This window comes from Arthrobacter sp. 05T45, assembly GCF_056395875.1.
This window is the reverse complement of the sequence record NZ_JBFTKI010000002.1, coordinates 338,030-363,632: the sequence shown is the minus strand read 5'-3', so window position 1 is coordinate 363,632 and position 25,603 is coordinate 338,030. Positions and strand designations below refer to the sequence as shown.

The 25,603-nt window shown below is 70.2% G+C and carries 18 protein-coding genes; 16 read left to right on the top strand and 2 right to left on the bottom strand.

What is annotated here, in order from left to right; genetic code table 11:
• Nucleotides 1-57: 57 nt before the first annotated feature.
• Both AC1DGD_RS04295 and AC1DGD_RS04290 read left to right on the top strand, forming a co-directional pair.
• Nucleotides 58-510 carry a universal stress protein gene (locus tag AC1DGD_RS04295; RefSeq protein WP_476849536.1) on the top strand — a complete coding sequence of 151 codons (453 nt, stop codon included), beginning with the start codon at nucleotides 58-60 and terminating at the stop codon, nucleotides 508-510.
• Between the two features lie 99 nt (nucleotides 511-609).
• Nucleotides 610-1,623 (top strand): hypothetical protein, encoded by a 1,014-nt coding sequence (locus tag AC1DGD_RS04290; RefSeq protein ID WP_476856003.1) that lies wholly within the window; start codon nucleotides 610-612, stop codon nucleotides 1,621-1,623.
• Nucleotides 1,624-1,647: 24 nt separating this feature from the next.
• Here the strand turns inward: AC1DGD_RS04290 and AC1DGD_RS04285 are convergent, their stop codons facing one another.
• A complete protein-coding gene (locus AC1DGD_RS04285; RefSeq protein ID WP_223916956.1) occupies nucleotides 1,648-1,944 on the bottom strand; it encodes a hypothetical protein in 297 nt (98 codons plus the stop codon).
• A gap of 196 nt (nucleotides 1,945-2,140) precedes the next feature.
• On the bottom strand, nucleotides 2,141-2,986 hold the full coding sequence (locus tag AC1DGD_RS04280; protein WP_476856002.1) for an IclR family transcriptional regulator: 846 nt from the start codon (nucleotides 2,984-2,986) through the stop codon (nucleotides 2,141-2,143).
• 250 nt (nucleotides 2,987-3,236) lie between these two features.
• On the opposite strand from AC1DGD_RS04280, the gene AC1DGD_RS04275 reads away from it, so the two are divergent.
• The 14 genes from AC1DGD_RS04275 (at nucleotide 3,237) to AC1DGD_RS04210 (ending at nucleotide 25,517) form a co-directional block, all read left to right on the top strand.
• Nucleotides 3,237-4,793: an ABC transporter substrate-binding protein gene (locus AC1DGD_RS04275; protein WP_476856001.1), complete on the top strand. Its 1,557-nt coding sequence runs from the start codon at nucleotides 3,237-3,239 to the stop codon at nucleotides 4,791-4,793.
• A 61-nt stretch (nucleotides 4,794-4,854) separates the two neighbouring features.
• Nucleotides 4,855-5,808: an ABC transporter permease gene (locus tag AC1DGD_RS04270; RefSeq protein WP_476849541.1), complete on the top strand. Its 954-nt coding sequence runs from the start codon at nucleotides 4,855-4,857 to the stop codon at nucleotides 5,806-5,808.
• Nucleotides 5,805-7,943: a dipeptide/oligopeptide/nickel ABC transporter permease/ATP-binding protein gene (locus AC1DGD_RS04265; protein ID WP_476856000.1), complete on the top strand. Its 2,139-nt coding sequence runs from the start codon at nucleotides 5,805-5,807 to the stop codon at nucleotides 7,941-7,943. The genes AC1DGD_RS04270 and AC1DGD_RS04265 overlap by 4 nt, the downstream gene beginning before the upstream one ends.
• Complete coding sequence (locus AC1DGD_RS04260; RefSeq protein ID WP_476855999.1) at nucleotides 7,940-8,947, top strand: oligopeptide/dipeptide ABC transporter ATP-binding protein; 1,008 nt, start codon at nucleotides 7,940-7,942, stop codon at nucleotides 8,945-8,947. Before AC1DGD_RS04265 ends, AC1DGD_RS04260 begins: the two co-directional genes overlap by 4 nt.
• A 92-nt stretch (nucleotides 8,948-9,039) precedes the next feature.
• Nucleotides 9,040-11,367 carry an alpha-L-rhamnosidase gene (locus AC1DGD_RS04255; RefSeq protein ID WP_476855998.1) on the top strand — a complete coding sequence of 776 codons (2,328 nt, stop codon included), beginning with the start codon at nucleotides 9,040-9,042 and terminating at the stop codon, nucleotides 11,365-11,367.
• Nucleotides 11,368-11,471: 104 nt separating this feature from the next.
• Nucleotides 11,472-13,970 (top strand): beta-glucosidase, encoded by a 2,499-nt coding sequence (locus tag AC1DGD_RS04250; protein WP_476855997.1) that lies wholly within the window; start codon nucleotides 11,472-11,474, stop codon nucleotides 13,968-13,970.
• A gap of 6 nt (nucleotides 13,971-13,976) precedes the next feature.
• Nucleotides 13,977-16,664 (top strand): family 78 glycoside hydrolase catalytic domain, encoded by a 2,688-nt coding sequence (locus tag AC1DGD_RS04245; RefSeq protein ID WP_476855996.1) that lies wholly within the window; start codon nucleotides 13,977-13,979, stop codon nucleotides 16,662-16,664.
• Entirely contained in the window at nucleotides 16,661-17,680 is a 1,020-nt protein-coding gene (locus AC1DGD_RS04240) for an alpha/beta hydrolase fold domain-containing protein (protein ID WP_476855995.1), read from the top strand. The genes AC1DGD_RS04245 and AC1DGD_RS04240 overlap by 4 nt, the downstream gene beginning before the upstream one ends.
• Nucleotides 17,677-19,542 (top strand): glycoside hydrolase family 3 protein, encoded by a 1,866-nt coding sequence (locus tag AC1DGD_RS04235; RefSeq protein ID WP_476855994.1) that lies wholly within the window; start codon nucleotides 17,677-17,679, stop codon nucleotides 19,540-19,542. Before AC1DGD_RS04240 ends, AC1DGD_RS04235 begins: the two co-directional genes overlap by 4 nt.
• Complete coding sequence (locus tag AC1DGD_RS04230) at nucleotides 19,539-20,609, top strand: alpha/beta hydrolase fold domain-containing protein (protein ID WP_476855993.1); 1,071 nt, start codon at nucleotides 19,539-19,541, stop codon at nucleotides 20,607-20,609. Before AC1DGD_RS04235 ends, AC1DGD_RS04230 begins: the two co-directional genes overlap by 4 nt.
• 97 nt (nucleotides 20,610-20,706) lie before the next feature.
• Entirely contained in the window at nucleotides 20,707-21,579 is an 873-nt protein-coding gene (locus AC1DGD_RS04225; RefSeq protein WP_476855992.1) for an alpha/beta hydrolase fold domain-containing protein, read from the top strand.
• A gap of 125 nt (nucleotides 21,580-21,704) precedes the next feature.
• Nucleotides 21,705-22,550 (top strand): fumarylacetoacetate hydrolase family protein, encoded by an 846-nt coding sequence (locus AC1DGD_RS04220; protein ID WP_476855991.1) that lies wholly within the window; start codon nucleotides 21,705-21,707, stop codon nucleotides 22,548-22,550.
• Entirely contained in the window at nucleotides 22,550-24,298 is a 1,749-nt protein-coding gene (locus AC1DGD_RS04215; RefSeq protein WP_476855990.1) for an FAD-dependent monooxygenase, read from the top strand. Before AC1DGD_RS04220 ends, AC1DGD_RS04215 begins: the two co-directional genes overlap by 1 nt.
• Nucleotides 24,276-25,517, top strand: coding sequence for a DUF3500 domain-containing protein (locus tag AC1DGD_RS04210; RefSeq protein ID WP_476855989.1), 1,242 nt, complete (start codon nucleotides 24,276-24,278; stop codon nucleotides 25,515-25,517). The genes AC1DGD_RS04215 and AC1DGD_RS04210 overlap by 23 nt, the downstream gene beginning before the upstream one ends.
• Nucleotides 25,518-25,603 lie beyond the last annotated feature (86 nt).

Here is a 25,603-nt window from a genome sequence, read left to right as displayed (position 1 = left end):
CCCGGATGGGGTCAGAGGCCCCTAGGCGCCGCAAACCGGCAGTGAAAGTCTGGAACCATGAAAAAAGTTGATCCCTTTGTGATCGTGATCGGATTTGACGGCTCGAAGCAATCCCACGAGGCCCTGGCGTGGGGTGTTGAAGAGGCCCGGTACCGCAGTGCGGAGCTCCGGGTCCTGACTGTCTGGAACAAGGCGCCAATGGCGTGGTATCCGGCGATGCTGGAAACCGCGGCAGGCGAAATCGTGGCGGAGGACTCCCCGGAGCAGCAGGCTGAAGCGCTGGGCGCCGAGGCGGCGAAATCCGCAGTGGGTGTCAATGTCGTGACCCGGTCCATCAAAAACGACTCAGCGGCGTCGGCAATACTTGAGGCCGCACGGGAAGCCGACCTGGTGATCGTCGGCTCCCGCGGCCACGGCGGTTTCGCCGGGCTGCACATCGGATCGGTCTCCGCCCAGGTGGCCAGCCACTCCCCGTGCCCTGTCCTGGTGATCCGGCCGAAGGCTTCCTGAGCGTCCGGCCCGCTGGCCACTGACGTCCGGGGCAATGCCGCGTGCCCACTCGACTGGGAGCACCCGATGCCAGCGAGCCGTGAGCGCTACCATCGGCGTATGACCGTCCTGGACTGGCTGATGGATTCAGATCCTTCCCTTCGATGGCAGGTGTTGCAGGATCTCAGCAACGCCGCGCCCGAGGTCGTTACCGCAGAGCGCGCGCGGGTAGCGACCGAAGGCTGGGGTGCCCGCCTGCTGGCATTGCGGGACGAGGACGGCCAATGGGCGCATGGCGCATATTTCCCCGCCCGGGGCGACCGCCCCGACGGCGGCCGTGCCGAGGGCGGCGGTCCCGAGGGCGGCGGTGCGGATGATGCCGGCGGTGACACAGGTTGGGACCGTGTCCCCCAGCCCTGGACCGCCACAACGTACAGCTTGCTCCTGCTGCGTGACTTCGGGATCGACCCGCGAAGTGAGCAGATGCGCCAGACCATAGCGCTGGTCAGGGACAACTGCCGCTGGGAGGAGGGCGGCCAGCCGTATTTCCAAGGCGAGGTGGAGCCGTGCATCAACGGAATGACAGTGGCGCTCGGCGCGTACTTCGATCAGGACGTCGACGGCGTCGTCTCCCGGCTTGTCAGCGGGCAACTGGACGACGGCGGGTGGAACTGTTGGGCGGAGTCCGGCGCCGTGGTGTCCTCGGCCGCCACGACGATCAACGTCCTCGAGGGCCTCCTGGCCCACGAACGGGTCACGGGCGGCTCGGCGCAGTCCGTGGACGCGCGGCGCCGGGGCGAGGAGTATCTGCTGGAGCGGGGCCTGTTCCGACGCAAGAGCACCGGCGCGGTCATAGACCCGGCTTGGCTGACGTTCTCCTTTCCGACCCGCTGGCACTACGACGTGCTCCGTGCCCTGGAGTACTTCCGTTCGACCGGAGAGCCCCCGGACCCGCGCCTGGCCGAAGCCGTGGAGGTGCTCCGGTCAAAGGAGCAGCCGGACGGGACCTGGCTGCTCGAAAACACGCATCCCGGGATCGTCCATTTCCCGGTTGATGCCGGTGACGGCCGGTCCAGCCGGTGGAACACCCTTCGCGCGTTGCGCGTACTCGACTGGTACGGGCGCGCCGTTTGAAGTGGCTGTGTGGGTTACGTGCTGCTAGGGCAGAACCTTGTAGAGGTCGATCACCGTCTCTTCGGGCGGAGCGGCGAAGCCGCCCTCAATACCCGCCTGCATCCGGGGCAGGAGGATCGTGTCCCGGAATTTTTCCCAGCTTTCTTTCGATTCGTGGACTGCCAAGACCGTCCAGCCCCCCTCGGATGCCCCGCCGGCGTGGAAGATCTGCCCCTCGGGCAGGAGCCCCGCGCCTGGATGGACGGCTGCAAGCGACGCCTCGTATTGTTCCTTGGTGCCTCCCGGGAAGAAGTGCACGATTCCGTAGGGCGTGGTGGCCATAACAACTCCTAGGCTGGTGGATTGGACTGGACAAGGCCAGTCCTAGACGCCGCCACCGGGCGTGTCAAGGGCTCGCGGAAGCAGGCGGGGGTCCGGGGAGCCGGGCGCCCCGCAGGTTCAACATTATGACCCTTCATCCCGACGCCGCGCCGGCCTTTCCACTGGTTGGAAGGGCCGGCGGTGGGCAGCTCCGCGGTCAGCCGTCCGACAGGGTCCGGACGTCCTCGGCCAGGGCAGTCCGGTAGCCAAGGTTTCGTGAGACTGCCCTCGCGGTGGCCATCACCGCCGGAGCCAGGACATTGGGCGGGGTGGTCCCGTCCGGTACAACGATCGACAGTGCGGCCACCACCGTGCCCTGGGCATCAAAGACGGGCGCCGCCACGGAAACAGTCAGCGACGGCGCGGACCGGCGGATCATGGCAATCCCCGTCCGGTGGACGTCGGACAGGGTGCGCCGCAGCTGGCCTTCCGGCATGGGAGCCACGCCCGGTTCAGATTCCGCGGGTTCCTTGAGGATCTTTTCCTGGAATGCCGCGTCCGCGCCGGCCATCAGGACCAGGCCGACGGCCGTGGAGCGCAGGGGGAGCCGGCCACCCACCCGGTAGGCGACTTCCGTGGCCTGCTTGGAGGAAAGCCGTTCGATCAGGACGGCCTGGTCCCTATCCCGCACGGCCAGCAACACGTGATGGCGCGTCACCTCGAAGAGGTCCTCAAGGTAGGGCAACGCGATTTCGCGGATCCCGTGGCCCCTCGGGGAGAGGGACGCTATCTCCCACAGCCGGACGCCCACAACGTAGCGACCGTCGTCGAGCCGTTCCAGAGCGCCCCAGGCGACCAGCCGGGCAATGAGGCGCAACGCCGTCGGGGCGGGCATCTGCGCATAACGGGCCATCTCTGACAGGGTCAGCGCCCGGCGGCGGTCCGTGAAGACAGCGAGGAGGCTCAGGGCCCGGTCGATCACCGGTTCGCCCTGCTTGGGCCGCTTGCCGCGCGCGGCGGGCGGGTTTTCAGCGGGGGAATGCGTCTCCGCGGGTGCTGTCATTCGTCATCGTTCCTTCTTCGTCGCCAGTGACGTTCACCACAATAGTGTTCCAACCAATGAAATTCTCGTGTGACGTCATTGCGTCCGCCTACGACTCTTGATGGAGCCGGTCCACCCGACCGCATCTGGCGGAAGGGCCCGGAACGCACCGGCGCCGGACGGCCACCGTCCGGCCGGTCCGCTCCAGTCCCGACCACCACCAGATGCCGAAAACCCCCGTTGTTTTGGAACGAATGCGAAGGCGCACTACATGAAACTTCTGAACCCCACCGCCCGACGGAGCGCGGCCGTTCTGGCCGGCGTCCTGATGCTCAGCTCCGTGACCGCCTGCGGCGGCTCCGGCCAGGCGGCATCCACCGTGGATAAGACCACCCTGACAATCGGCGTCGAGAGTGACAGCGCGTCCTTCGGATTCGACCCGCTGCGGGTCTCCGACGCGCAGCGTCAGTTCTTCGAAGGCCTCTACGAGAACCTCATGACCCTGAAGGCGGACGGCTCCGTGGGGCCGGGCCTGGCCACCGGTTTCAGCTACAACGCCGATAACACGGTGCTGACCCTGACGCTCAAGCAGGGCGTGACGTTCACGGACGGGTCCACGCTGGACGCGGCACTGGTGAAGGCCAACTTTGACCGCCGCACGGATCCCGCCCTTTCGGCGTACTCAGCCATCGCCAAGGGCGGCGCCCAGGAACTGACATCCGTGGACGTCATCAGCCCCACCCAGGTGTCGCTGAAGTTCGCCAAGGCGCAGCCGGGCTTCGAGAAGAACCTGACCTCCACCCTCGGCATGATCGTTGGCAAGGCGGGGGCCGCGGACACGGCAAGCCTGGCCGCCAAGCCGGACGGCTCCGGTCCGTACACGCTGGACTCCGGAACCACGGTCAAGGGCAACAAGTACGTCCTGCAGAAGAACGACAAGAGCACCGACGCCGCGAAATACCCCTACAACAAGATCGTCTTCAGCGTCATCCAGGATCCGCAGGCCCGGGCCAACGCCCTCGTTTCCGGCCAGGTGGACGTCGCCCAGCTGACCTCACCGACCGTTGACTTCGTCAAGGCCAAGGGTGTCGGCGTCTCCCAGATCGGCGGCACGGTCCAGACCATGGTCGCCTTCGACAAGACGGGCAAGACGTCGCCGGCCTTCGCCAGCGAAAAGGTCCGCCAGGCGTTCCAGTACGCCATCAACCGGCAGGCCCTGGTCGATGCCCTGCACAAGGGTGACATCCCGGCGTGGAACGCCCTGCCCAAGGATTCGGCCGGCTTCACGGAGACACTGAACTCACAGTTCGCCTACGACCCCGCGAAGGCCAAGAGCCTGCTGGCGGAAGCCGGCTACGCCAACGGCTTTGAATTCACCATCGTCGCGAGCGCCACCACCCAGACCGACCTCCAGGCGGTCCAGAAGGACCTGGCCGCCGTCGGCATCACCATGCAGGTCAAGATGGCGACGTCGACAGATGAGGCGTTCGCCGCCGTCGCCACCACCCCGCTGGGCTACGCGCCGCTGGGCTGGGACAACCCGGTGGGCCTGATGTACGGCGCGATCCTCAACGGCTTCACCAACGTCCAGAAGGCCACGGACGACCAGCTCAGCGCCGCCACCGGCGAGGTCGCCGCCGCCAAGGACGATGCCGCCCGGAAAGCCGCGCTGACCAAGCTCAACACCCGGCTCGTCGAATCCGGCTGGATGATCCCGCTCTTCGAATCCCTCACCAACCAGGGCTACAACACCAAGAAGGTCAAGCCGGTGGAGTTCGCCGGCAGCAACGTGTACCCGCTGCTCTCGTCCTACGCCCCGGCCAACTGACCCCCACCCTGCCGGGCGGCCTTCACCCCTAAGGCGAAGGCCGTCCGGCAGGACCTGACCAATGGAGGTCATCATGGCGATTTACGTCGCAAAGCGCCTGCTCATGGCGCTGGCCACCGTACTGGTGGTCGCGGTGCTGGCGTTCCTCTTGGTGCACGCAATGCCGGGCAGCCCCGGCGCCGTGTCCCTCGGCGCCGGCGCCACCCAGCAAGCCATTGACGAGGTCAACAGCCGGCTCGGCTGGTCCGATCCGCTCCCCGTCCAGTTCTTCCGCTGGCTCGGCAGCGCCGCGCAGGGAGACTTCGGGGTGTCCCTGATCGACGGCCGGTCCGTGAGCGCCGACCTGGCCAGCAGGCTGCCGGTGACGGCGGCCCTCGCGGCCGGGGCCACGGTCCTGAGCGCCGTACTCGGCATCGGTCTTGGCGTCACGGCAGCCGTCCGCGGCGGCGTGGTCGACCGGATCGTCGGAGCCGTCTGCGGCCTCGCCGTGGCGCTGCCGGCCTTCTGGATCGGCATCATCTTTGTGTACCTCTTCGCCGTCCAGTCCTCGGTCTTTCCGGCCACCGGCTACGTCCCCTTCGAGGTCTCACCCCAGGACTGGGCCCTGTCCCTGGCCCTGCCGGTGATCACCCTCGCCGTCGGCGGTGCGGCGTTCATCGCCCGCCAGACCCGGGCATCCATGCTGGAGGCGCTGCAGCAGGAACATATCCGGACCCTGCGCGCAACGGCCACCCCCACCTGGAAGATCCTGTACGTCCACGCCCTGCGCTATGCCAGCCTGCCGATCGTGGCCGGGATCGCCCTGCAGTTCATCGGGCTGTTCGGCGGTTCGGTGATCGCGGAGCAGCTCTTCGCCATGCCGGGCCTTGGCCAGGCCGTCCAGACCTCCGTCAGCACCCACGACGCCCCGTCCGTGCAGGGCGTCGTGGTGGTCGCCACCGTTGTGGTGGTGGCCGTGAACCTCGTGCTGGAGCTCGCCACCAAGTTTCTCGACCCGAAGTTGCGTGCCTCATGATCCCCTCCGTTGCCCCCGCGCCCGTCCCCGCCACCGCGAATGCGGAAGATACAGGCACAGGCGGAGCCCCACCCGCGAACACCGCCACGGGCCGGCCCGGTCCCGGCCCCGGTCCCAAAACTGGCGTCGGCCGGAGGCCTGCCCACCGCCTGTTCGCGGCGCCCGGTGCCGTGGCCGGAGTCCTCTGGCTGGCGGTCCTGGTGGTTGCCTCCCTCACGGCGCCGTGGTGGCTGCCGTACAAGACCGAGGACCAGGACTTCGCCGCCATCCTGTCCGGCCCCACTGCCGCCCACTGGCTGGGCACCGACGAACTGGGGCGGGACCTGCTCAGCCGCATCTTCGCCGCGGCCGCCGGCACCCTGGGGACATCGCTCATCACGGTGATTGTCGGCGTCGGGCTCGGCACCGTCCTGGCGATGGTCGCCGCCGCTGAACAACGGACCGAAGGGCCGATCAGCCGCGTCACCGAGGTCATGATGTCCTTGCCCGGTACGGTGATCATCCTGGCGGTCATCGGTGCCGTGGGCACGAACATTCCCGTCGTCATGGCGATTCTGGGCGTCCTCATCTCGGCCGGCATCTACCGCGTGATGCTGGGCCAGGCCACCGCGCTGCAGTCACAGCTCTATGTCGACGCCGCCAAGGTGGACGGCGTGAGCACGCTCGGCATCAGCCTGCGGCACGTGCTGCCCGGGTTGAACACCACGATCGTGGTGCAGTCCGCCCTCATCTTCGCGGTGGGCATGCTGATCCAGGCCGGTCTGGCGTTCATCGGATTTGGGCCGCCCATCCCGCAGCCCAGCTGGGGCGGCATGATCCAGGGCGCATCCCAGCACGTCTACGACGCCCCCTGGCTGATGGTCCCCACCGGTGCGGTCCTCGCGCTGACGGTCCTCGCGGCCAATGCCATCGGCAATGCCCTGGGGAAAAGCCCGAACGCGGCCGCCTCCCACCTGCCCTCCGCCGCTGACCGCCGACGCCGGGCCGCTGCGTCCGCGGCTGCGCCGTCCACCGATGCCCCCGCGCCGTCCACCGATGCCGCCGCGCCGGACGCGGCCGGCCGGCTGAGTGTCCGCGGGCTCTCGGTGGGCGTCGACGCCGGCACGCCCCTGGTCACGGAGGTCTCCTTCGACGTCGAACAGGGCACCGTGCTCGGGCTGGTGGGCGAATCCGGCTGCGGCAAAACCATGACGGCGTTGTCCCTGCTGGGCCTGTTGCCCTCGGGCGTATCCGTCACCGGAGGCCAGATCCTGTGGAACGGCCGGAACCTCGCGGCCGCCACGGAAAATGAGCTGGCCGGCGTCAGGGGACGGGAGATCGCGCTGATCTCCCAGGAACCCATGCGTGCCCTCGACCCCATGTTCACGGTCGGCTACCAGCTGCTCTCCGCCATCCGGCGCCTGCGGGGCATGGGCAAAGCCGAAGCACGCACCGAAGCCCTGAGCCTGCTCGAAAAGGTGGGCATCGTGGACGCCGCGCGCATCCTCACCACCTACCCGCACCAGATCTCCGGCGGCATGGCCCAGCGCGTGGCCATCGCCCTGGCCCTGGCCGGCCGTCCCCGGCTGCTGGTCGCCGACGAACCCACCACGGCGCTGGACGTGACAGTGCAGGCCGAGATCCTCTCGCTGCTGCGGGCACTGGTCAAGGACACCGGCATGTCCGTGGTGATGGTGACACACGACCTCGGCGTAGTGGCCGACATCTGCGACACCGTGGCCGTGATGTACGCCGGCCAGGTGGTGGAAAGCGGCCGGACCGCCAACATCCTGGACAAACCCCGCCACCCGTACACCCTGGCGTTGCTGGCCGCCGACCCGCACGCCACCACCGCCGAGGACATGCCTGAGCGGCTCGCCACCATCAACGGCCAGGTGCCGCAGCCCAAGGACTGGCCGGGCGGGTGCCGGTTCATGGCGCGTTGCCAGTTCGCCGGCTCGGCCTGCGTGGCGCCGGTCCCGCTGGTTCCCTCGGGCTCGGACGACGGCGTGGTGCGCTGCGTCAAGGCCGACGAACTGGCCGTGGAAGGCCTGGCCTGGGTGGCCACCGAAGTACCCGCCCACCGTGTCCTCGACATTCTTGAGATGGACAGCACAGTTGAGATGGACAGCACAGTTGAGAAGGACAGGACATGAGCATCGAAACAGCGGTAGGCCAGGGCGGAACAGCGCAGGCTCCCGAGCAGCCGCTCCTGGACGTGGTGGACCTCGTGGTCCGTTACGGCCGGGGCCGGAAGGCCGCCGCCAGACCGGCCGCGGTGGACGGCGTGAGCTTCAGCATCCGGCACGGGGAGACCGTGGGCCTGGTGGGGGAGTCCGGCTCCGGAAAGTCCACGATCGGCAAAGCCATCCTCGGCCTGGAAAAGAGCAGCGGGGGTTCGGTCAGCTACAACGGCACGGACATCACCCATGCCAGCCCCGCACGGCGGCGTGAACTGGGCGGCGAACTCCGGGCCGTGTTCCAGGACCCGAACTCATCACTCAACCCCCGGCAGAGCATCGGTGCCTCACTGGCCGAACCGCTGCGGATCCGTGGCGTGGCCGGCCGGGAGGCCCGGCAGCGCGCCGAGGACATGCTGGCCAGGGTGGGACTCCCGCGCGAGGCCGTGGACCGCTTTCCCGGCCAGTTTTCCGGCGGCCAGCGGCAGCGGATCGCCGTCGCCCGGGCACTGATCTGCGAGCCGAAACTCGTGGTGTGCGACGAAGCGGTCAGCGCCCTTGACCTCTCAACGCGGGCCCAGGTCCTGAACCTCCTGGCCGACCTCCGGGACGAGCGGGGGCTGAGCTATTTGTTCATCGCCCACGATATCTCCGTGGTCCAGTTCCTCGCCCAGCGCGTCGTGGTGCTCTACCGCGGCCAGGTCATGGAAAGCGGCCCGGCGGCAGCCGTCACGGAGTCGCCCCAACACCCCTTCACCCAGGCGCTCGTGGCGGCCTCGCCCGTGCCCCGCCCGGCGGAGCAGGCCGAGCGGCGGCAAAAACGCGAAGCGCTGGGCGTGCGGACCGCGGCGGCCGCCGCTGCCGCTTCCGGCGGCTGCCCCTTCAGCCAGCGCTGCCCGCTGGCCACGGACTTGTGCCGGACCGAACGGCCGGCCCTGCGGAAGGTGGGCGCGTCCGACGTCGCCTGCCACTACGCCTGAGCGGCACCGGTCCCGAGCCTGATCCCGCGGCACCAGCGGTACCGAGCAAATCCCACAGCATGGCAACTCCCCACAAGAATGGACGACACCACATGACCCCCGCACCCTGGTCCGCCACGATGATCGCGCCGGATCGAGACTTCGACGGCGCCCCGCTTCTGCGCAAGGAATTCCGGCTGGACGAAGGCCACGGACCCGTGAAGCGCGCGCTCCTGCGGGCCACGGCGTTCGGGATCTACGAGGCGCAGATCAACGGCGTCCCCGTTGGTGAGGACGTGCTGAGTCCGGGCTGGAGCTCGTACGAATGGCGCCTGCGCTACCGCAGTTACGATGTGACCGCGCTCGTGGGCCCGGCCACGGTGATCGGCGTCGCGCTCGGCAACGGCTGGTACCGCGGACGCCTGGCCTGGCACGGCAAGTCGGGCCTGTACGGCGATGAGCTCGGGTTCTTCGGGCAGCTGGACATCGAATTCGCCGACGGCCACGTCCAGTCGGTCGCCTCGGACACGTCCTGGCAGTCCGGGCCCTCGGGCACCACGGCCAACGATCTTTACGACGGACAGCGCATCGACGCGCGGCGGGAACCGGCAGGCTGGGCCCGGCCGGGCTTCGCCGCGGACGCAGCCGGTCCGGAGGCCTACGCTGCCGCTGTGGGGGCCGGCGCCTGGACTGGGGTCCATGCCCTGGAGTTCGACGCCGGCCGGCTGGCGGATCCCGTCGGGCCGCCGGTGGTGCGCAACGAGGTCATCAAACCGGTGGAGGTCTTCACCTCACCGGCCGGCAAGACGCTGGTGGATTTTGGCCAGAACCTGGTCGGCTGGCTGCGCTTCACCGTCCAGGGCGACGCCGGCGCCACCATCACCGTGCGCCACGCCGAAGTCCTCGAGGACGGTGAGCTGGGCACCCGGCCGCTGCGCTCGGCCGCCGCCACCGACACGTTCATCCTCTCCGGCGCCAAGGACTTCTTCGAACCCAGCAAGACCTTCCACGGGTTCCGCTACGCGGAAGTATCCGGCTGGCCCGGCGAGCTGACGGCGGAATCCCTCGAAGCCGTGGCGGTGCACTCCCGGCTTGAACGCACCGGCAGCTTCGAGTGCTCCAACCCGCTGGTGAACCAGCTGCACCGCAACATCGTCTGGGGCCTCAAGGGCAATTTCCTGGACCTCCCCACCGACTGCCCGCAGCGCGATGAGCGGCTCGGCTGGACCGGGGACATCGCCGTTTTCGCCCCCACGGCCGCCTTCCTCTACGACGTCAAGGGCTTCCTGCAGGACTGGCTCCTGGACCTCGCCGCGGAACAAAAGGCTGCCGGCGGACTCGTTCCCATCACCGTGCCGGACGCACTGAAGTACTGCCCCCAGCCGCCGGAATTCCCGGCACCGGAATCCTCTGCCATCTGGAGCGAGGCATCCGTGTGGGTTCCGTGGGCGCTGTGGGAGGCCTACGGCGACGACACCGTCTTGAAGGACCAGTACGACTCGATGGCCTCCCACACCCGCCGGGTAGAGGGACTGCTCTCGCCCGCCGGGCTCTGGGATGAAGGCTTCCAGTTCGGCGACTGGCTGGACCCGGACGCCGCGCCGGACCAGCCGTGGGCGGCCAAGGCGGACACCGGCGTCGTCGCCACAGCGTGCCTGTACCGCACGGCGTCCATCACCGCGCGGACGGCTGCGCTCCTGGGACACGACGCCGACGCCGACGCGTTCGGCCGCCTCGCCGAACGGGTCAAAGCGGCCTTCAACACCCACTACGTGGCCGCCGACGGAACCGTGCACAGCGACTGCACCACGGTCTACGCGCTGGCCATCGCCTTCGACATCCTGCAGACCGGCCGGCAGCGGGAGTTTGCCGGCAACCGCCTCGCCGAACTGGTACGGAACAACAACTACCGCGTCTCCACCGGGTTCGCCGGGACCCCCTTCATCACCGGCGCCCTGGCCGATACCGGTCACACTGACGCGGCGTACAGGCTCCTGCTCGAACAGGAATGCCCCTCATGGCTGTACCCGGTGACCATGGGGGCCACCACCGTCTGGGAACGGTGGGACTCCATGCTCCCGGACGGCACCATCAACCCCGGCGAAATGACCAGTTTCAACCACTACGCGCTCGGCGCCATTGCTGATTGGCTGCACAAGTACGTCGGTGGAATCCGGCCGCTCGCCCCGGGCTACTCCAGGGTGCTGATCGCGCCCCTGCCCGGCGAGGGCATCGATTGGGCCAAGACCAGCCTGCGCAGCCCGCACGGCACCATCGCCGTCGAGTGGCGGACCACCGGCGACGGGGTGCTGGAAGTCGAAGCAACAATCCCCGACGGCGTGGAGGCGGAGATCAGGCTGCCGGGGCAGGACGGCCGAAGCGTGGGGGCGGGCACGCACCGCCTGACCGCCGCCGCCACCTCAGCGGCCGTCGCCTCCTAAATTCCACCCAGCGCCGTGTCAACCAATGAAACTGCGCTGTCCGGGCGCGCCGCCGCAAACCCATGCTGATAGCTGACGAAACCAACGATCAGGAGCACCAACGAATGACCTCCACGAGCTTTGACGCCGACGTCGAAGAAACGATCCGCACCCTGCCGGTGGCAGAGAAAGTCCGGCTCCTGAGCGGCTCCGGCCTGTGGCACACCCAGGCCGAGCCGCGCCTGGGACTGCCGAAGATCACGGTTTCCGACGGGCCCGTCGGCGTCCGCGGCCACCGCGACACCGAGGCAGCCGGCTCGGTGAACCTGCCGTCCGCCACGTGCCTGGCCTCTTCCTGGGACCGGCGGCTGATGGCGCGGGTGGGGAAGCTGCTGGCGGCCGAGGCGCGCCGCCAGCAGGTGGACGTGGTGCTCGGCCCCACCATGAACCTGCACCGTTCACCGCTGGCGGGCCGGAACTTCGAGTGCCTGTCCGAGGACCCGCTCCTCACCGGTGAACTGGCGGCCGCGTACGTGGACGGCATCCAGGGCCAGGGCATCGGCGCCTGCCCCAAGCACTTCGTCGCCAACGAGGCCGAGACCGAGCGGACCACCGTCAACAACGTGCTCGACGAACGGACTTTGCATGAGGTGTACCTCGCACCGTTTGAACGCGTCGTCAGGCAGGCCCGGCCCTGGATGATCATGGCGGCCTACAACGGCGTGAACGGCAAGGCCATGACCGAAAATCCCCTCACGGAGAACCCGCTCAAGACCGAATGGGGATTCGAAGGCGCCGTGGTCTCGGACTGGCACGCGGTGTACTCCACCGTGGACTCCGCCCTTTCGGCCACGGACCTCGCCATGCCGGGACCGGAGAAGCTGTGGGGCGACGGGCTCGTCGAAGCCATCTCCGCCGGTCTGGTCCCCGAGGCCGTGATTGACGAGAAAGTGCGCCGGCTCGTCACCCTGGGCCGCCGGGTCGAGGAGGGCCGCCGGAACGAACCCGCGGCACCCGAAGCCGGCGCCGCCGTGGCCCGGGAGGCCGCGGCGGCAGGATTCGTGCTGCTGGAAAATCCGGCCGGCGTCCTTCCCCTCTCGCCCGGGGACCTCACCTCCATCGCAGTGGTGGGACCGGCGGCGCTGGATCCCCGGACCCAGGGCGGCGGCAGCGCCTCGGTGTTCCCGGCCTACACGGTGGCGCCCGCCGCGGGGCTGCGCGCGCGGGCCGGCGACGGCGTCCGGCTCACCACCGTCCAGGGTGCCTGGCTCTCCGGGGGCCTTCGCGAACCCCGGAACGCGGAATGCCACGCCCCGGGCCAGGGGGAGGGAAGCGTCCGGCTGACCTGGCGGGGGCCCGCCGGCACAGTTGCGGAGGAATACGGTCCCCGGACCACGCTCACCCGGGGCGCGGGCGCCATCCCCGCCGGCGCCACCGCCGTCGACATCGAAACAATCTTCACGCCGGACGTCTCCGGCACCTGGAAGCTGGGATTCAAGGGCATCGGCCGCGCCAGCCTGGAGGTCGACGGCGACGCCGTGGCGGCCGCCGACTCGCGGGACCGCTACGCCGACGTTGGAGCCGTGCTGATCGGCGCGCCGGACGAATCAGCCGGCGTCGTCCTGACCGCCGGAACCCCGGTGCGACTGACCTTGCGCTACACCTGGCATCCGGAGGCCACTCTGTTCCGCATAGGGCTGGCCATCGACGAACCCCGGGAATCGGCGGACCGCGAGATCGCCAAGGCGGCTGCCGCGGCCGGCGCCGCCGACGTCGCCGTCGTGATGGTCGGGACCTCCGGTGCCGTCGAAAGCGAAGGCTTTGACCGAACCTCCCTGGCGCTGCCGGGCCGGCAGGACGACCTCGTCCGCGCCGTCATCGAAGCGAACCCACGCACCGTGGTGGTGGTCAACGCCGGCGCCCCGGTGGAGATGCCCTGGCGGAACGACGCCGCGGCGGTGCTCCTGGTCTGGTTCCCGGGCATGGAATTCGGAAACGCCCTGGCCGATGTGCTGTTCGGCGACGCCGAGCCCGGCGGCCACCTGCCAACCACCTGGCCGGCCGCCCTGGCCGATGCTCCCGTCCGCGACACGCACCCCCGGAACGGCCAGCTCGAGTACACAGAACGGCTGGATGTCGGCTACCGCGGCTGGGCAAGACAAGCCGCGCAATCCACGCAGGCTGCCGCTCCGGCGTATTGGCTCGGCCACGGACTGGGCTACACCACCTTCGCCGTGGAGGGGTTCGCGCAGCTGGAGGAAGCGGCACCCGGGGAGGACGTGCACACCGTCCTGACGGTCCGCAACACCGGTGCCCGGGCCGGAAAATACCTGGCGCAGATCTACGCCGACGCCCCGGAAACGGACGTGGACCGGCCCGGGTTCTGGCTGACAGGCTTCGCGACGGCCCTCATCCCCGCCGGGGAACGCCGCGACATCCGGGTCACACTGCCCGGGCGGTCTTTCCAGCACTGGGACGCCGGGCGCGGCTGGTGCGGGGAGGAGACAACCTTCAGGATCGCGCCCGCCGGGCACGCCGGCGACGCGCGCGACGCGCTCGCCGGACCCCTCGCGGCCTCCGTCAGGCCGGCGGCGTCAGTCCCCGCCCTCGACGGGACGAGGTAGGCAGCCGTGAACCAGCCCACACACCTGCGCGTTGAGCACCTCAGCGAGGCCTTCGGCATCACCACCACCCGTCCCCGGCTCAGCTGGACCCCGCCGGAGGGGACGGTGCGGCAGAGCGCCTACCAGATCACCGCCAGCAACGGCTGGGACACCGGCCGGGTGGAATCGGGAACCCACCGCCTGGTGCCCTACGGCGGCCCGGCGCTGGGCTCCCGGGACCACTTTGAATGGACGGTGCGGACCTGGGACCTTGCCGCGGACGGCAGCGAGTCAGCCTCAAGGTGGGCGGACCCGATGCCGGTCGAACTGGGCCTGCTGCACCCCGCCGACTGGGCCGCACAGTGGATCGGCCCGCGCGAGGCCGCCATCCCCGCGGCCGGCGAGCGCCCGGGCTACGCACTGTCCACCACGTTCGAGCTGGACGCGGTCCCGGACTCGGCCCGGGCGTACGCCACCGCCCACGGGATCTACGAGCTCTTCATCAACGGCCACCGGGTAGGCGACCAGGAGCTCACCCCGGGCTCCACGAGCTACCACAGCACCCTGCAAGTCCAGACGTTCGACGTCGGAACGCTGCTGCAGACCGGCAGCAACACCGTCACGGGCGTCCTCACCGACGGCTGGTACCGCGGCACGTTCGGGTACACGCGCGACGCCGACATGTACGGAACCACGACGGCGCTGCTGGTACAGATCGAGCTGGCATCCGCGGCGGGTCGGACGGTGGTCGGGACCGATGACACCTGGCTGGTGGAGCCGTCCGAAATTGTCAGCGCGGACCTCATGGCCGGGCAGCGTGTCGACTTCCGTGCCGCAGGCGTTCGCTCCGGAAGCCGTCGCGGGCACGCTGTGCTCCGTGACGGCAGCTTCGAAACACTGACGGGTCCCGTCGCACCGCCCACCCGCGCCGTGGAGGACATCGCCCCGGTGTCCATCACCCGGCTGGCCAGCGGCCACCAGGTGGTGGACCTGGGCCAGAACATCAACGGCTGGGTGCGCCTGACCCGGCTCGGCGCCCCGGGCCACGCCGTGACGCTGGTGTACGGCGAAGCCCTGGACGACGCGGGCGAGGTCACGCAGGAGCACCTGCGGCCGCACGATTTCCGCAACCCGGGCCAGTTCCTGTCCGCCGGGCAGATCGACTCCGTGGTGTCCTCCGGGGCGCCCGGCGAAATTTTCGAGCCGCGCCACACGACGCACGGCTTCCGGTACGTTTCGGTCCGCGGGCTGGCGGACCCGCTGGAACCGGGGGATCTCGTGGGCCGGATGGTGCAGACCGACCTCGAACGCGTGGGCACGTTCAGCTGCAGCGATGACCGGCTCAACACGCTGCACGGGATCGTCGAGTGGAGCTTCCGCGGCAACGCCTGCGAGGTCCCCACGGACTGCCCGCAGCGGGAGAAAGCCGGCTGGACCGGCGACTGGCAGGTGTTCGTGCCCACCGCGGCCTACCTCTTCGACGTTGCCGGCTTCTCCCGAAAGTGGCTCAACGATGTCCGGGCTGATCAGTGGGACAACGGAGTGATCGTTAACATTTCGCCGTCGCCGGGCCCGGACGCCACCGCGGCCGATCACATGGCCTTTGTCAACGGCTCGGCCGGCTGGGGAGACGCGATCGTCCTGGTGCCGTGGGAGATCTACCGGGCCACGGGTGACACGGCCATCCTGGAACAGAACTGGGAGGCCATGAACCGCTGGCTCGGGTTCATCAGCAGCGCGGCCGGAGGCGCCCGGCACCCGGCCCGGGCCGTCACCCGACCTACGCCGGAACCACACGAGCAGTTCCTCTGGGACACCGGCTTCCACTGGGCTGAATGGCTCGAACCCGACGGGCCGGAACCGGACCTGTTCGCGGCCAGGTCCGCCGACCACGGCATCGTGGCCACCGCCTACTACCGGCACTCCGCCGCCATCATGGCCGGGATCGCCGCCGTCCTGGGCAAGGACACGGAGGCCGCCGCCCTGGCAGAGTTGTCCGCCAATGTCCGCGACGCCTGGGCCCGCGAATACGTCAATGACACCGGGCAACTGTTCGACCCCAGCCAGGCAAACTGTGTCCGGGCACTCGCCTTCGGCCTTGTCGCCGACGAGCACCGGGCGGCGGTCGCGGCGCAACTGGCCGGCCTCATCCGGGACGCCGGCACCCACCTGGGCACCGGGTTCCTCGCCACCGCAGACCTGTTGCCGGTCCTTGCCGACAACGGCCACCTTGACCTGGCCTATGAGCTGCTCATGCAGGACACCGAACCGTCCTGGCTGGTGATGGTGGACCGCGGCGCGACCACCATGTGGGAAGCCTGGAACGGCATCGGCCCGGACGGCACAGCGCAGCAGTCCCTGAACCACTACAGCAAGGGCGCCGTGGTGTCCTTCCTGCACCGCTACACCGCCGGACTCCGGCAGGCGCCGGGGAGCGCGGCCTACGAACAAATCATCATCGAACCGCGCCCGGGCGCCGGCCTCTCATCCGCCAGCACATCCCACCGCGGCCCCCAGGGCCTGGTTTCGGCCAGCTGGCGGATCGACGACGGCGGGCTGACCCTGAACGCCGTCGTCCCGGCCGGCACCAGCGCCGAAGTCCGCCTGCCCGGCCGGGCGGGAGCCGTCGTCGGGCCCGGAACGCACACCTTCTCCGTCCCGTACGGCCCGGCCGTCCCGGCATCCCTGCCCCACCTCACCAGGAGCGCACCATGACCTTAATCGAATCCCCAACGACTGACACCGAGGCAAGCCCCGACGCCGCCGCAGGGAAGGACGGCCCGCCTTCTGGTCCAGCGTTACCGGCGTTCCCTGCCTTCGACGGCCCGGGCACGGCCGTGCAGGTATCCGAGGTCTCCGCGGTCCACCGCGAAGTCAGCTACGCCCGGACCGTCGGGTTCCGGCCGCTGAGCATGGACATCTGGCTTCCGCGGACGGCCGGGGGTCCGGTGCCGCGGCCGGTTCCGCTGGTGCTGTGGGTCCACGGCGGCGCCTTCCAGCTGGGGGACCGCCGTGAGCTGCCGCCCACGTTCCCCGCGGACTCCGTCTTTTCCCGGCTCAACGCGGCGGGGATCGCCTGCGCCACCGTCGACTACCGGCTGGCCCTCGAAGCCGCCTTCCCGGCCCAGCTGCATGACCTGAAAGCGGCGGTCCGCTACCTCCGCGCGCACGCACAGGAGCTGCGGATCGATCCGGAACGCTTTGGCGCCTGGGGCGAATCGGCCGGCGGCCACCTGGCCGCGCTGCTGGGTCTGACCGGCAGCCGCGAAGACCTCGAGGGCGGACTCGGGGCGCAGGGACACTCCAGCGCCGTCAGCGCCGTCGTGGACTTCTACGGCGTGTCCTCGCTGCCCCTCATGCCCCCGATGCAGCTCCCGGCCGGCCTCCTCACCGGACCCATGGTGGCCGCCGTTCCGGCAGGCATGAGCATGGAACCGGGACCCATGCTCGTTGGCGGCTCCAGCGACCCGGACCGGCTGGCGGCCGCGAGTCCGCTCGGCCACGTCAGCGCCGGGGCGCCGCCGTTCCTGCTGATCCACGGCGACAGCGACGCCCTCGTGCCCCTGTCCCAGAGCGAGCTCCTCGCGCAGGCCCTCAGCGCCGCCGGCGTCCGCAACGACGTCGTCGTCATCGAGGGCGCCGACCACTGCTTCTTCGGCGCAGAAGACCGGATCGACAGCATCCTGGATACCGCCATCACCTTCCTCTCCAACGAATTGAGCCAGCCATGACCCCCGCCACCGCCCGGTACCCTTACCAGGACGCCACTTTGCCGGTCGGGCAACGCGTCCAGGACCTGCTCTCCCGGCTCTCGCTCGAGGACAAGGCGGGCCTGATGTTCCACGGCGCGCTGCCGTTCGCGCTCGGCACCGGCCCGGCCGTGGAGCTGATCGGCGGGCGCCGGATGAACCACTTCAACATCATCGGCGCCGCAACCCAGGCCAGGGAACTCGCCGAATGGCACAACAGCATCCAACGTCTCGCCCTGGACACCGGCTGGGGCATCCCGGTCACGCTCTCCACGGACCCGCGCCACGCCTACACCGACAACCCCGGCACCGGGGCCCTGGCCGGGCCGTTCTCGCAGTGGCCCGAGGCGCTCGGCTTCGCCGCCGTCGGAGACCCCGACGCCGTGGAAGAGTTCGCCGATATCGCCCGGCAGGAGTACCTCGCCGTCGGCATCCGGGCCGCCCTGCACCCGCAGGTGGACGTCTTCACCGAACCGCGCTGGTCCCGCGGCGCGGCCACGTTCGGTGAGAGCGCCGAGCTCGCGGCGGAGCTGGTGGGCGCCTACGTCCGCGGCTTCCAGGGCGACGCGTTCGGGACAGCGTCCGTGTCCACCATGACCAAGCATTTCCCCGGCGGCGGCCCCCAGCTCGACGGCGAGGACCCGCACTTCAGCTACGGCCGCGAACAGGTCTATCCCGGCGGCAACTTCGACTATCACCTGCTGCCCTTCCGGTCCGCCGTCGCCGCCGGCACACGGCAGATCATGCCGTACTACGGCATGCCGGTCGGCACGGAATACGAGGAAGTGGGCTTCGCCTTCAACAAGCGCATCCTCACGGAACTCCTGCGCGAAGAACTCGGCTTCGGCGGGATCGTCTGCTCGGACTGGGGCATCCTCACCGACGGCGACATCTTTGGCAGGGTGTTCCCGGCCAGGGCCTGGGGCGTGGAACACCTGACACCGCAGGAACGGCTGCTCAAGGCGCTGGACGCCGGCGTGGACCAGATCGGCGGCGAAAGCTGCGTCGACCTCCTGACCGGCGCCGTCCGGGCGGGCAAGCTCAGCGAAGACCGGCTCGACGTCTCCGTCCGCAAACTGCTGGAGGAGAAGTTCCTCCTCGGGCTCTTCGAGAACCCCCTCGTGGACGCCGCCGCCTCCGACTCCGCAGTGGGGACCCCGCAGTTCCGCGCCGCGGGCCGGGCCATGCAGCGCCGCTCCTACACGCTCCTGGCCAACAAGGACGTCGACGGCGGCCCCGTCCTGCCGCTCGCCGCCGGCGCCAGGGTCTACCTCGAAGGCATTACGGCCGCGGACCTGGGGCCGGGCTTCATCCCGGTTCCGACGCCGGAGGCCGCGGACCTCGCCATCCTCCGGCTGGGGACCCCGTTCGAAGTCCGCGGCGAGGGCTTCGAATCCTTCTTCCACTGCGGCAACCTGGCCTTCGCGCCGGAGGAGATCGAACGCGTCACCGCCATCTGCCGGGCCGTCCCCACGGTGATCGACATCAACCTGGAACGGCCCGCCGTCCTGCCCGAAATCGCCGACCACGCCGCGGCCCTGCTGGCCAACTACGGATCCGACTCCGATGCCCTGGCGGACATCCTCACCGGGCGTGCCGTGCCGGAGGGCCGTCTGCCGTTCGACCTCCCGCGGTCCATGGCCGCCGTCGAAGCCTCCCGGGAAGACATGCCGTTCGACACCGAGGACCCCGTCTTCCGCTTTGGCCATGGACTGTCCCTGCCCCGGTCCGGACGCGCCGGCGCGTCCGGGGCCGCTGCGGGGGCCGCTACCGGCACGGTTGACAGTGTCGACTTGGGGGCGCCGCTGCCCTGGGCCCGGACCGCGACCGGGTCCCGGCCATGAGCCTGGACCCGGACCTGGCCGGCGCCCTGCACCACCTGGTCGGAGCGGGCTCGATCACTGACCTCCTGGGCCAGCCCGGCGGCCTGGACCGGCTCGAGGCCTTCAGCGGCGGTGCCGTGCCCTACCAGGCTCCAGCCGTCCGTTTCCGGGAAACCGGGGCGCGCGGTCCGAACGGGACCGTCCCTGTCAGGGTCTACGGCGGCGCCCCGGGCCATGACGGTCCCGCGCTCGTGTGGATGCACGGCGGGGGATTTGCCGGCGGCGGGCCGGAGATGCGCGAAGCGGACCAACTGGCCCGGGAAGTCGCCGCCCGCAGCGGCGGCGTGGTGGTGTCCGTGGACTACCGGCTGGCCCGCGACGGCGTGCACTTCCCCGTCCCGCACGAGGACGTCCTGGCCGCCTGGCTCTGGACCGTAGAGCACGCCGCGGAGCTGGGCGCCGACCCCGACCGCGTGTGCCTGGGCGGCGCCAGCGCGGGCGGCAATCTCGCCGTTGGGGCCGCGCTCTTCCTCAAGGACGCCGGCCTGCCACTGCCGGCCAAACTGCTGCTCGCGTACCCGTTCCTGCACGCCGACCTGCCAGCGCCCAGCACCGGATCCAACCCCGGTTCCAGCACCGCTTCCAGTCCGGGATCCGGCGCCGGTTCCGGTTCCAGTTCCGAATCCGGATCCGGCGCCGGTTCCGGGCCCGGTTCCGTCCCGGGATCCTTACCCGGCGTGCTCGAGGGGCTTCCGCGGCTGCTGCGCTTCACTGCCGATGACTGCCGCGCCCTCGTGGAGAACTACATCGGCGGTCCTGTCGCCATGGCGTCCTCCTATGCCATGCCCGGCAACGCGGACCCCTCCGGCCTGCCCCCCGCGGCGATCATCGCATGCGAATACGACGACCTGCGGCACTCGGCAGAGGCTTTCGCGGCAGGACTCCGGCGTGCCGGAACCGACGTCGACTTCCGCCTCGAAGCCGGTGCCGTCCACGGCTATCTCAACCATTCCGCGGGGCTTAGGATCGTGCAGGACGGCCTCGCCTTCCTGGCCCGGGCCCTGGTGGAGGCAAAGCCGTTCCAATGATTGAAATGCCCGGTGCCGGCACGGCCCGGTATCCGACACCCTTGATTCAGACGCCGGAACACCTCGAGAGGCCGGCCAGCAGCAGATGGAGCCGACGATGACAGCAGAACAGATCCTGGAAGGGATCGAGTTCGCCTGCCCCGGGGGCGCCGAACCCCTGCTGCTGGACGTCTACCTCCCCGCCGCCGAAGAACACCCCGCCGAAGGGCCGTCCCCGAAACTGTTCCCCGCCATCGTGCACTTCCACGGCGGCGGCTGGCGGACGGGGGAGCGATCCTCCCTCGGCCCGGTCCTGGACGGCTTCGGCTTCAGCCCGTTCCGGCGGCTCACGGACGCAGGCTTCGTAGTGGTCTCCGCGGACTACCGGCTCAGTACGGCCGCCCGGTTCCCGGCGCAGCTGGAGGACGCGAAGGCCGCCGTGGATTGGCTTCGGAACCATGCGGCGGAGTTCCGCGTGGATCCTGACCGGATCTTCGCGTGGGGCGACTCCGCGGGCGGGCATCTCGCCAGCCTCGTGGGGCTCACCCCTGGCACCCCTGGCGACACCGGCGACGCCGCGGTCGCTGCCGTGGCAGCCTGGTACGCGCCCGCGGACCTGGCCACGATGGCCGAACAAAGCCTGCCCAACGCCGTCGCCCGTGCCGACGACCCCGCCTCACGCGAAGAACTGCTCATCGGAGCGGTGCTGGCCGAGGCCCCCGGCAAGGCCGCTGCCGCCAGCCCCATGGGCCATGTGACCCCGGCGGCGCCGCCCTTCCTCCTGGTCCACGGGACCGCCGACCGCTTCGTCCCGCCGGCCCAGTCGACGTCCCTCGCGGCGGCGCTGGAAGCCGCCGGTACCGACGTCGAACTGCTCCTGATCGAGGACGCGGACCACATGTGGGTACTGCCCGATCACAGCCAGGCGGCCGCGGAGAAGGCCATGGATGCCACCGTCGACTTCTTCCTCCGCCAGGCCCACCTCCCCTGACAGACCCGTCCCCGCGAAGCCAGTGCAGGCCTCGGCCTGACCAGGGCAGCTTTGCCGTGCCAATTTTCCACGATCACCACTTCCCTCACCGCGCCCGTCCGGGCGGAACCTGAAAGGCCCTTCACATGCAGTACATCGGCATCACCCACGACGGCGCGGCCTGGGTTGCGGCCCTGGCCGACAGCCGGGTCTACCCGCTGGCTCCGGTCCAGGATTTCTGGGCGGATGCCGCCGGCTGGCAGGAAAAGTCCCTGTCCCTGACGGCCGGCGGCGCGTCGCTGAACCGGGCGGACGCCACCGAAGTCCCGCTGGTCCCGCCCACCGCCCGCGTGATCTGCGTGGGATTGAACTACCGCGCCCACGCCGCTGAGGGTTCCTTCTCCGTGCCCGAATACCCCACGCTGTTCGGCCGGTGGACCGCGTCCCTTTCGGTCGGCAATGTCCCCGCGCCGGTGCCCGCGGGCGAGGCCGGGCTGGACTGGGAAGGCGAAGTCGCCGCCTACGTGGGCCGGCGGGTCGAATCCGCGGACGAGGCCACCGCCGCGGAAGCCGTCTTCGGCTACTCCGCCTTCAACGACCTCACCGCGCGGCGGGCCCAAAAGCTCACCGCCCAATGGACCCTGGGAAAGAACGGCGACTTCAGCGGCCCCCTCGGCCCGCTGGTCAGCCGCGACGAGGCCGGGGACCTACGCGAGGGATTGCAGGTCCGGACCCGTGTCAACGGCACCGAGGTCCAGAACGGCAACACCCGGGACATGATCTTCTCCGTCCCGGCCATCATCGCCCTGATCAGCCAGACGATGACCCTGCATCCCGGTGACGTCATTGCCACGGGAACCCCGGAGGGGGTCGGCTACGTCCGGACCCCGCCGTGGCTCCTGCAGCCCGGCGACACGGTCGAAGTGGAAATCGACACCCTGGGAACGCTCACCACGCCCGTGGGCGGCCCGTCACTGCGGGCACGGGCCTGATGACGGCCGTCAACAACGCGGCCCTCGGCGACCTGCCGGAGCGGGTGCCGGTGCTGATCGCCGGCGGAGGACCCAGCGGGCTGTTCCTGGCCCTGGACCTGGCGCACCGCGGCATCCACAGCCTCGTCATCGAGCCGAGGACCACCATTGACCAGGACCGGCCGCGCGCCAAGACCACGAACGCCCGCACCATGACGCACCTGCGCCGCCTCGGGCTTGCCGACAAACTCCGCGACGCCGCGCCGCTGCCGGTCTCCTACGCCCAGGACGTCATCTTCTGCTCCGCCCTCACCGGCCACGAAGTCACCCGGTTCCGCCAGGCCTTCCAGCTCGTCCCTGGCCGGTATGGTCCCCAGCCGGAATGCGGGCAGCAGGTCCCGCAGCCCGTCATGGAGGCCGTGCTGCGGGAGGCCGCCGCCGAATCCCCACTCATCACGCTGCTGACCGGCCTGAGCGTGGAAGACCTGGACATCAACCAGGGCGGCGGCACGCCGGGCCCGGGCCGGCCGCGCTTCGGCTCGCGCGTGGCGGTGTCCGACGCAACCGGGCGGCGCAAGGCCGTGGACTGCAGCTTCGTCGCCGCGGCCGACGGCGGTTCCTCCACCGTGCGCCGCCGGCTGAACATCCGCCTCGCCGGGGGCTCCGCCGAGCTCTCCAACATCAGTGTCCTGTTACGTTCCGACACCCTCGCCGCCGCGATCACCCTGGACCCGGCCGTCCAGTACTGGGTCCTGGGACCCGAGGTTTCGGGCATGGTGGGGCGGCTGGACCTCGGCAGCACCTGGTGGGCCATCATCCAGGGCGTGGACGGCAGCGCATCACCCGACGCCGGACGCCTGGTCCGTTCGCTCGTCGGGGCCGACGTCGACGTCGAGGTCATCGCCACCGACCCCTGGACGGCCCGCATGCTGCTCGCCCCGGGATACGGGCACGACGGCGTGTTCCTGGTCGGGGACGCGGCGCACCTGAATCCGCCCTGGGGCGGGCACGGGTTCAACACGTGCATCGGCGACGCCGCCAACCTGGCCTGGAAGATCGCCGCCGCCCTGGCGGGCTGGGCGGGCCCGGCCCTGCCCGGCAGCTACGAGCTGGAGCGCCGGCCCGTCGCGGCCCGGACCATCCGCGACGCCGCCGCCAACGGGAAGTCGCTGGCCTACCACTTCGCGGACCCGGCCCTGGGCCGGGCGGATGCGGACGGCGAGGCAGCCCGGCGGGTCGCCAAGGAGGCGCTGGCCGTCAAACAAAGCGAGTTCGACTCGCTGGGACTGGTGCTGGGCTACACGTACGGCTCCTCGCCTCTGGTGGTCCCGGACGGCCTGCCCGTCCCCGCCGAGGACCCCGTCAGCTACGTCCCCTCCGCCAGCCCCGGATCGCTGCTGCCGCACGCCTGGCTCGACGCGACAACGTCGCTCTATGACCTGCTGGACACCGGCTTCACCCTCCTGGTGGACCGCGACAGCCTGGGCGGCGCGGCCGCCGGACAGGCCTACGCGGCGGTCCTGGCCGCCGCCGCGATCCACAAAATCCCGCTGTCCGTCGTCGACGTCGGACCCGACCAGCACGGAACCCCGATGACCACGCACTGGCAGGCCGCCGCGGTGCTGGTCCGCCCGGACCAGCACGTCGCCTGGCGGGGGACCGACCCCGCGGGGGCCGCCGCGGCCATTGGCGTGGCCGCCGGCTGGCCGCTGGCAACACCATCCGAAGACCCCGACAGGAGAACACGTGTCCGTGCCGTCCTTCCGTGACTATCTCTACCCGCCCGACCACCCGCGGGTGGCGCAGATCCGTGGCCTGGATGCCCGCGGCTATGCCGAGGCGGCAAAGACCGATCCCTTCGCGGGTCCCATGATCCAGGGCTGGGCCGCCCAATACCCCGAGCCTTTCACCGGGGTGACCAGCGACGGTGTCCACCAAGCCGGGCTGTACCCCCTCGCGCCGGCGCCGGCGGGGGAGGAGGCGCCGGCGGCCGCCATGACAGCCGCCGCCCGGGACCTGCTGGCACGACTCACGCCGGCCCAGGCCGAACAGCTCCGCTACGGGGTGGACGCGCACGAATGGCAGAGCTGGGCCAACCCGGAATTCCTGCAGCATGATACGGGCCTGCGCCTGGACGAGCTGGACCAGGGTGTGCGCGAACAGATCCTGGCCGTCCTGGCAGAGAGCCTGAGTCCGGCCGGCTACGGGCTGGTCCGGAACCTGATGCGGATCAATGGATTCCTGGGCGGCCTGGTGGAGCTGCCGGAGCTGATGAACGAGTTCAGCTACAACTTCGCCCTCTACGGTGACCCGTCGGAGACGGCCCCGTGGGGCTGGCAGCTCTTCGGCCACCACGTGGCGCTCAACGTCCTGGTGGCCGGGACCCAGCTGGTGGTCTCGCCGGTGTTCCTCGGCGCCGAACCGGACGTCATCGACGCCGGCCCGCACCAGGGCGTGGCCGTTTTCAAGGAGCGGATCGCCCTGGCGCGGCGCCTGATGCAATCCCTGCCCGGGCCGCTGCGGGACGAGGCCACGCTTTTCGCGGACATGCAGGACCCGGCCATGCCGGAGGGCAGGCTGCACCCCGGGGACGAACGGCACCTGGCCGGCTGCTTCCAGGACAACCGCGTGATTCCCTACGAGGGCATCCCGGTCAACGCGATGCCCGCCGCGGCACGCGCGATCCTGGACGAGCTCGTGGCAGACTTCATCGCGTTCCTCCCCGACGGGCCGCGGACCGCCCGCCGGCGGGAGATCGCGGCCCACTGGGACGAAACCTGGTTCTGCTGGATCGGCGGATGGGAGGCGCAGGACGCCTTCTACTTCCGACTGCAAAGCCCCGTGCTGGTCATGGAACTGGACCACCACACAGGCGTCTTCCTCAGCAACGACACCCCGGCCCCGTTCCACATGCACACGGTGCTGCGCACCCCGAACGGCAACGACTACGGGCGCGAGCTGGTGCGCCAGGCTCTGCACGCATCATGAACCGCTGACAAGCCATCCACAGACGCGAATGGCCCGGAACCCTCCGCGGGGGGTTCCGGGCCATTCGCGTGGGACCTGCAGCCGGA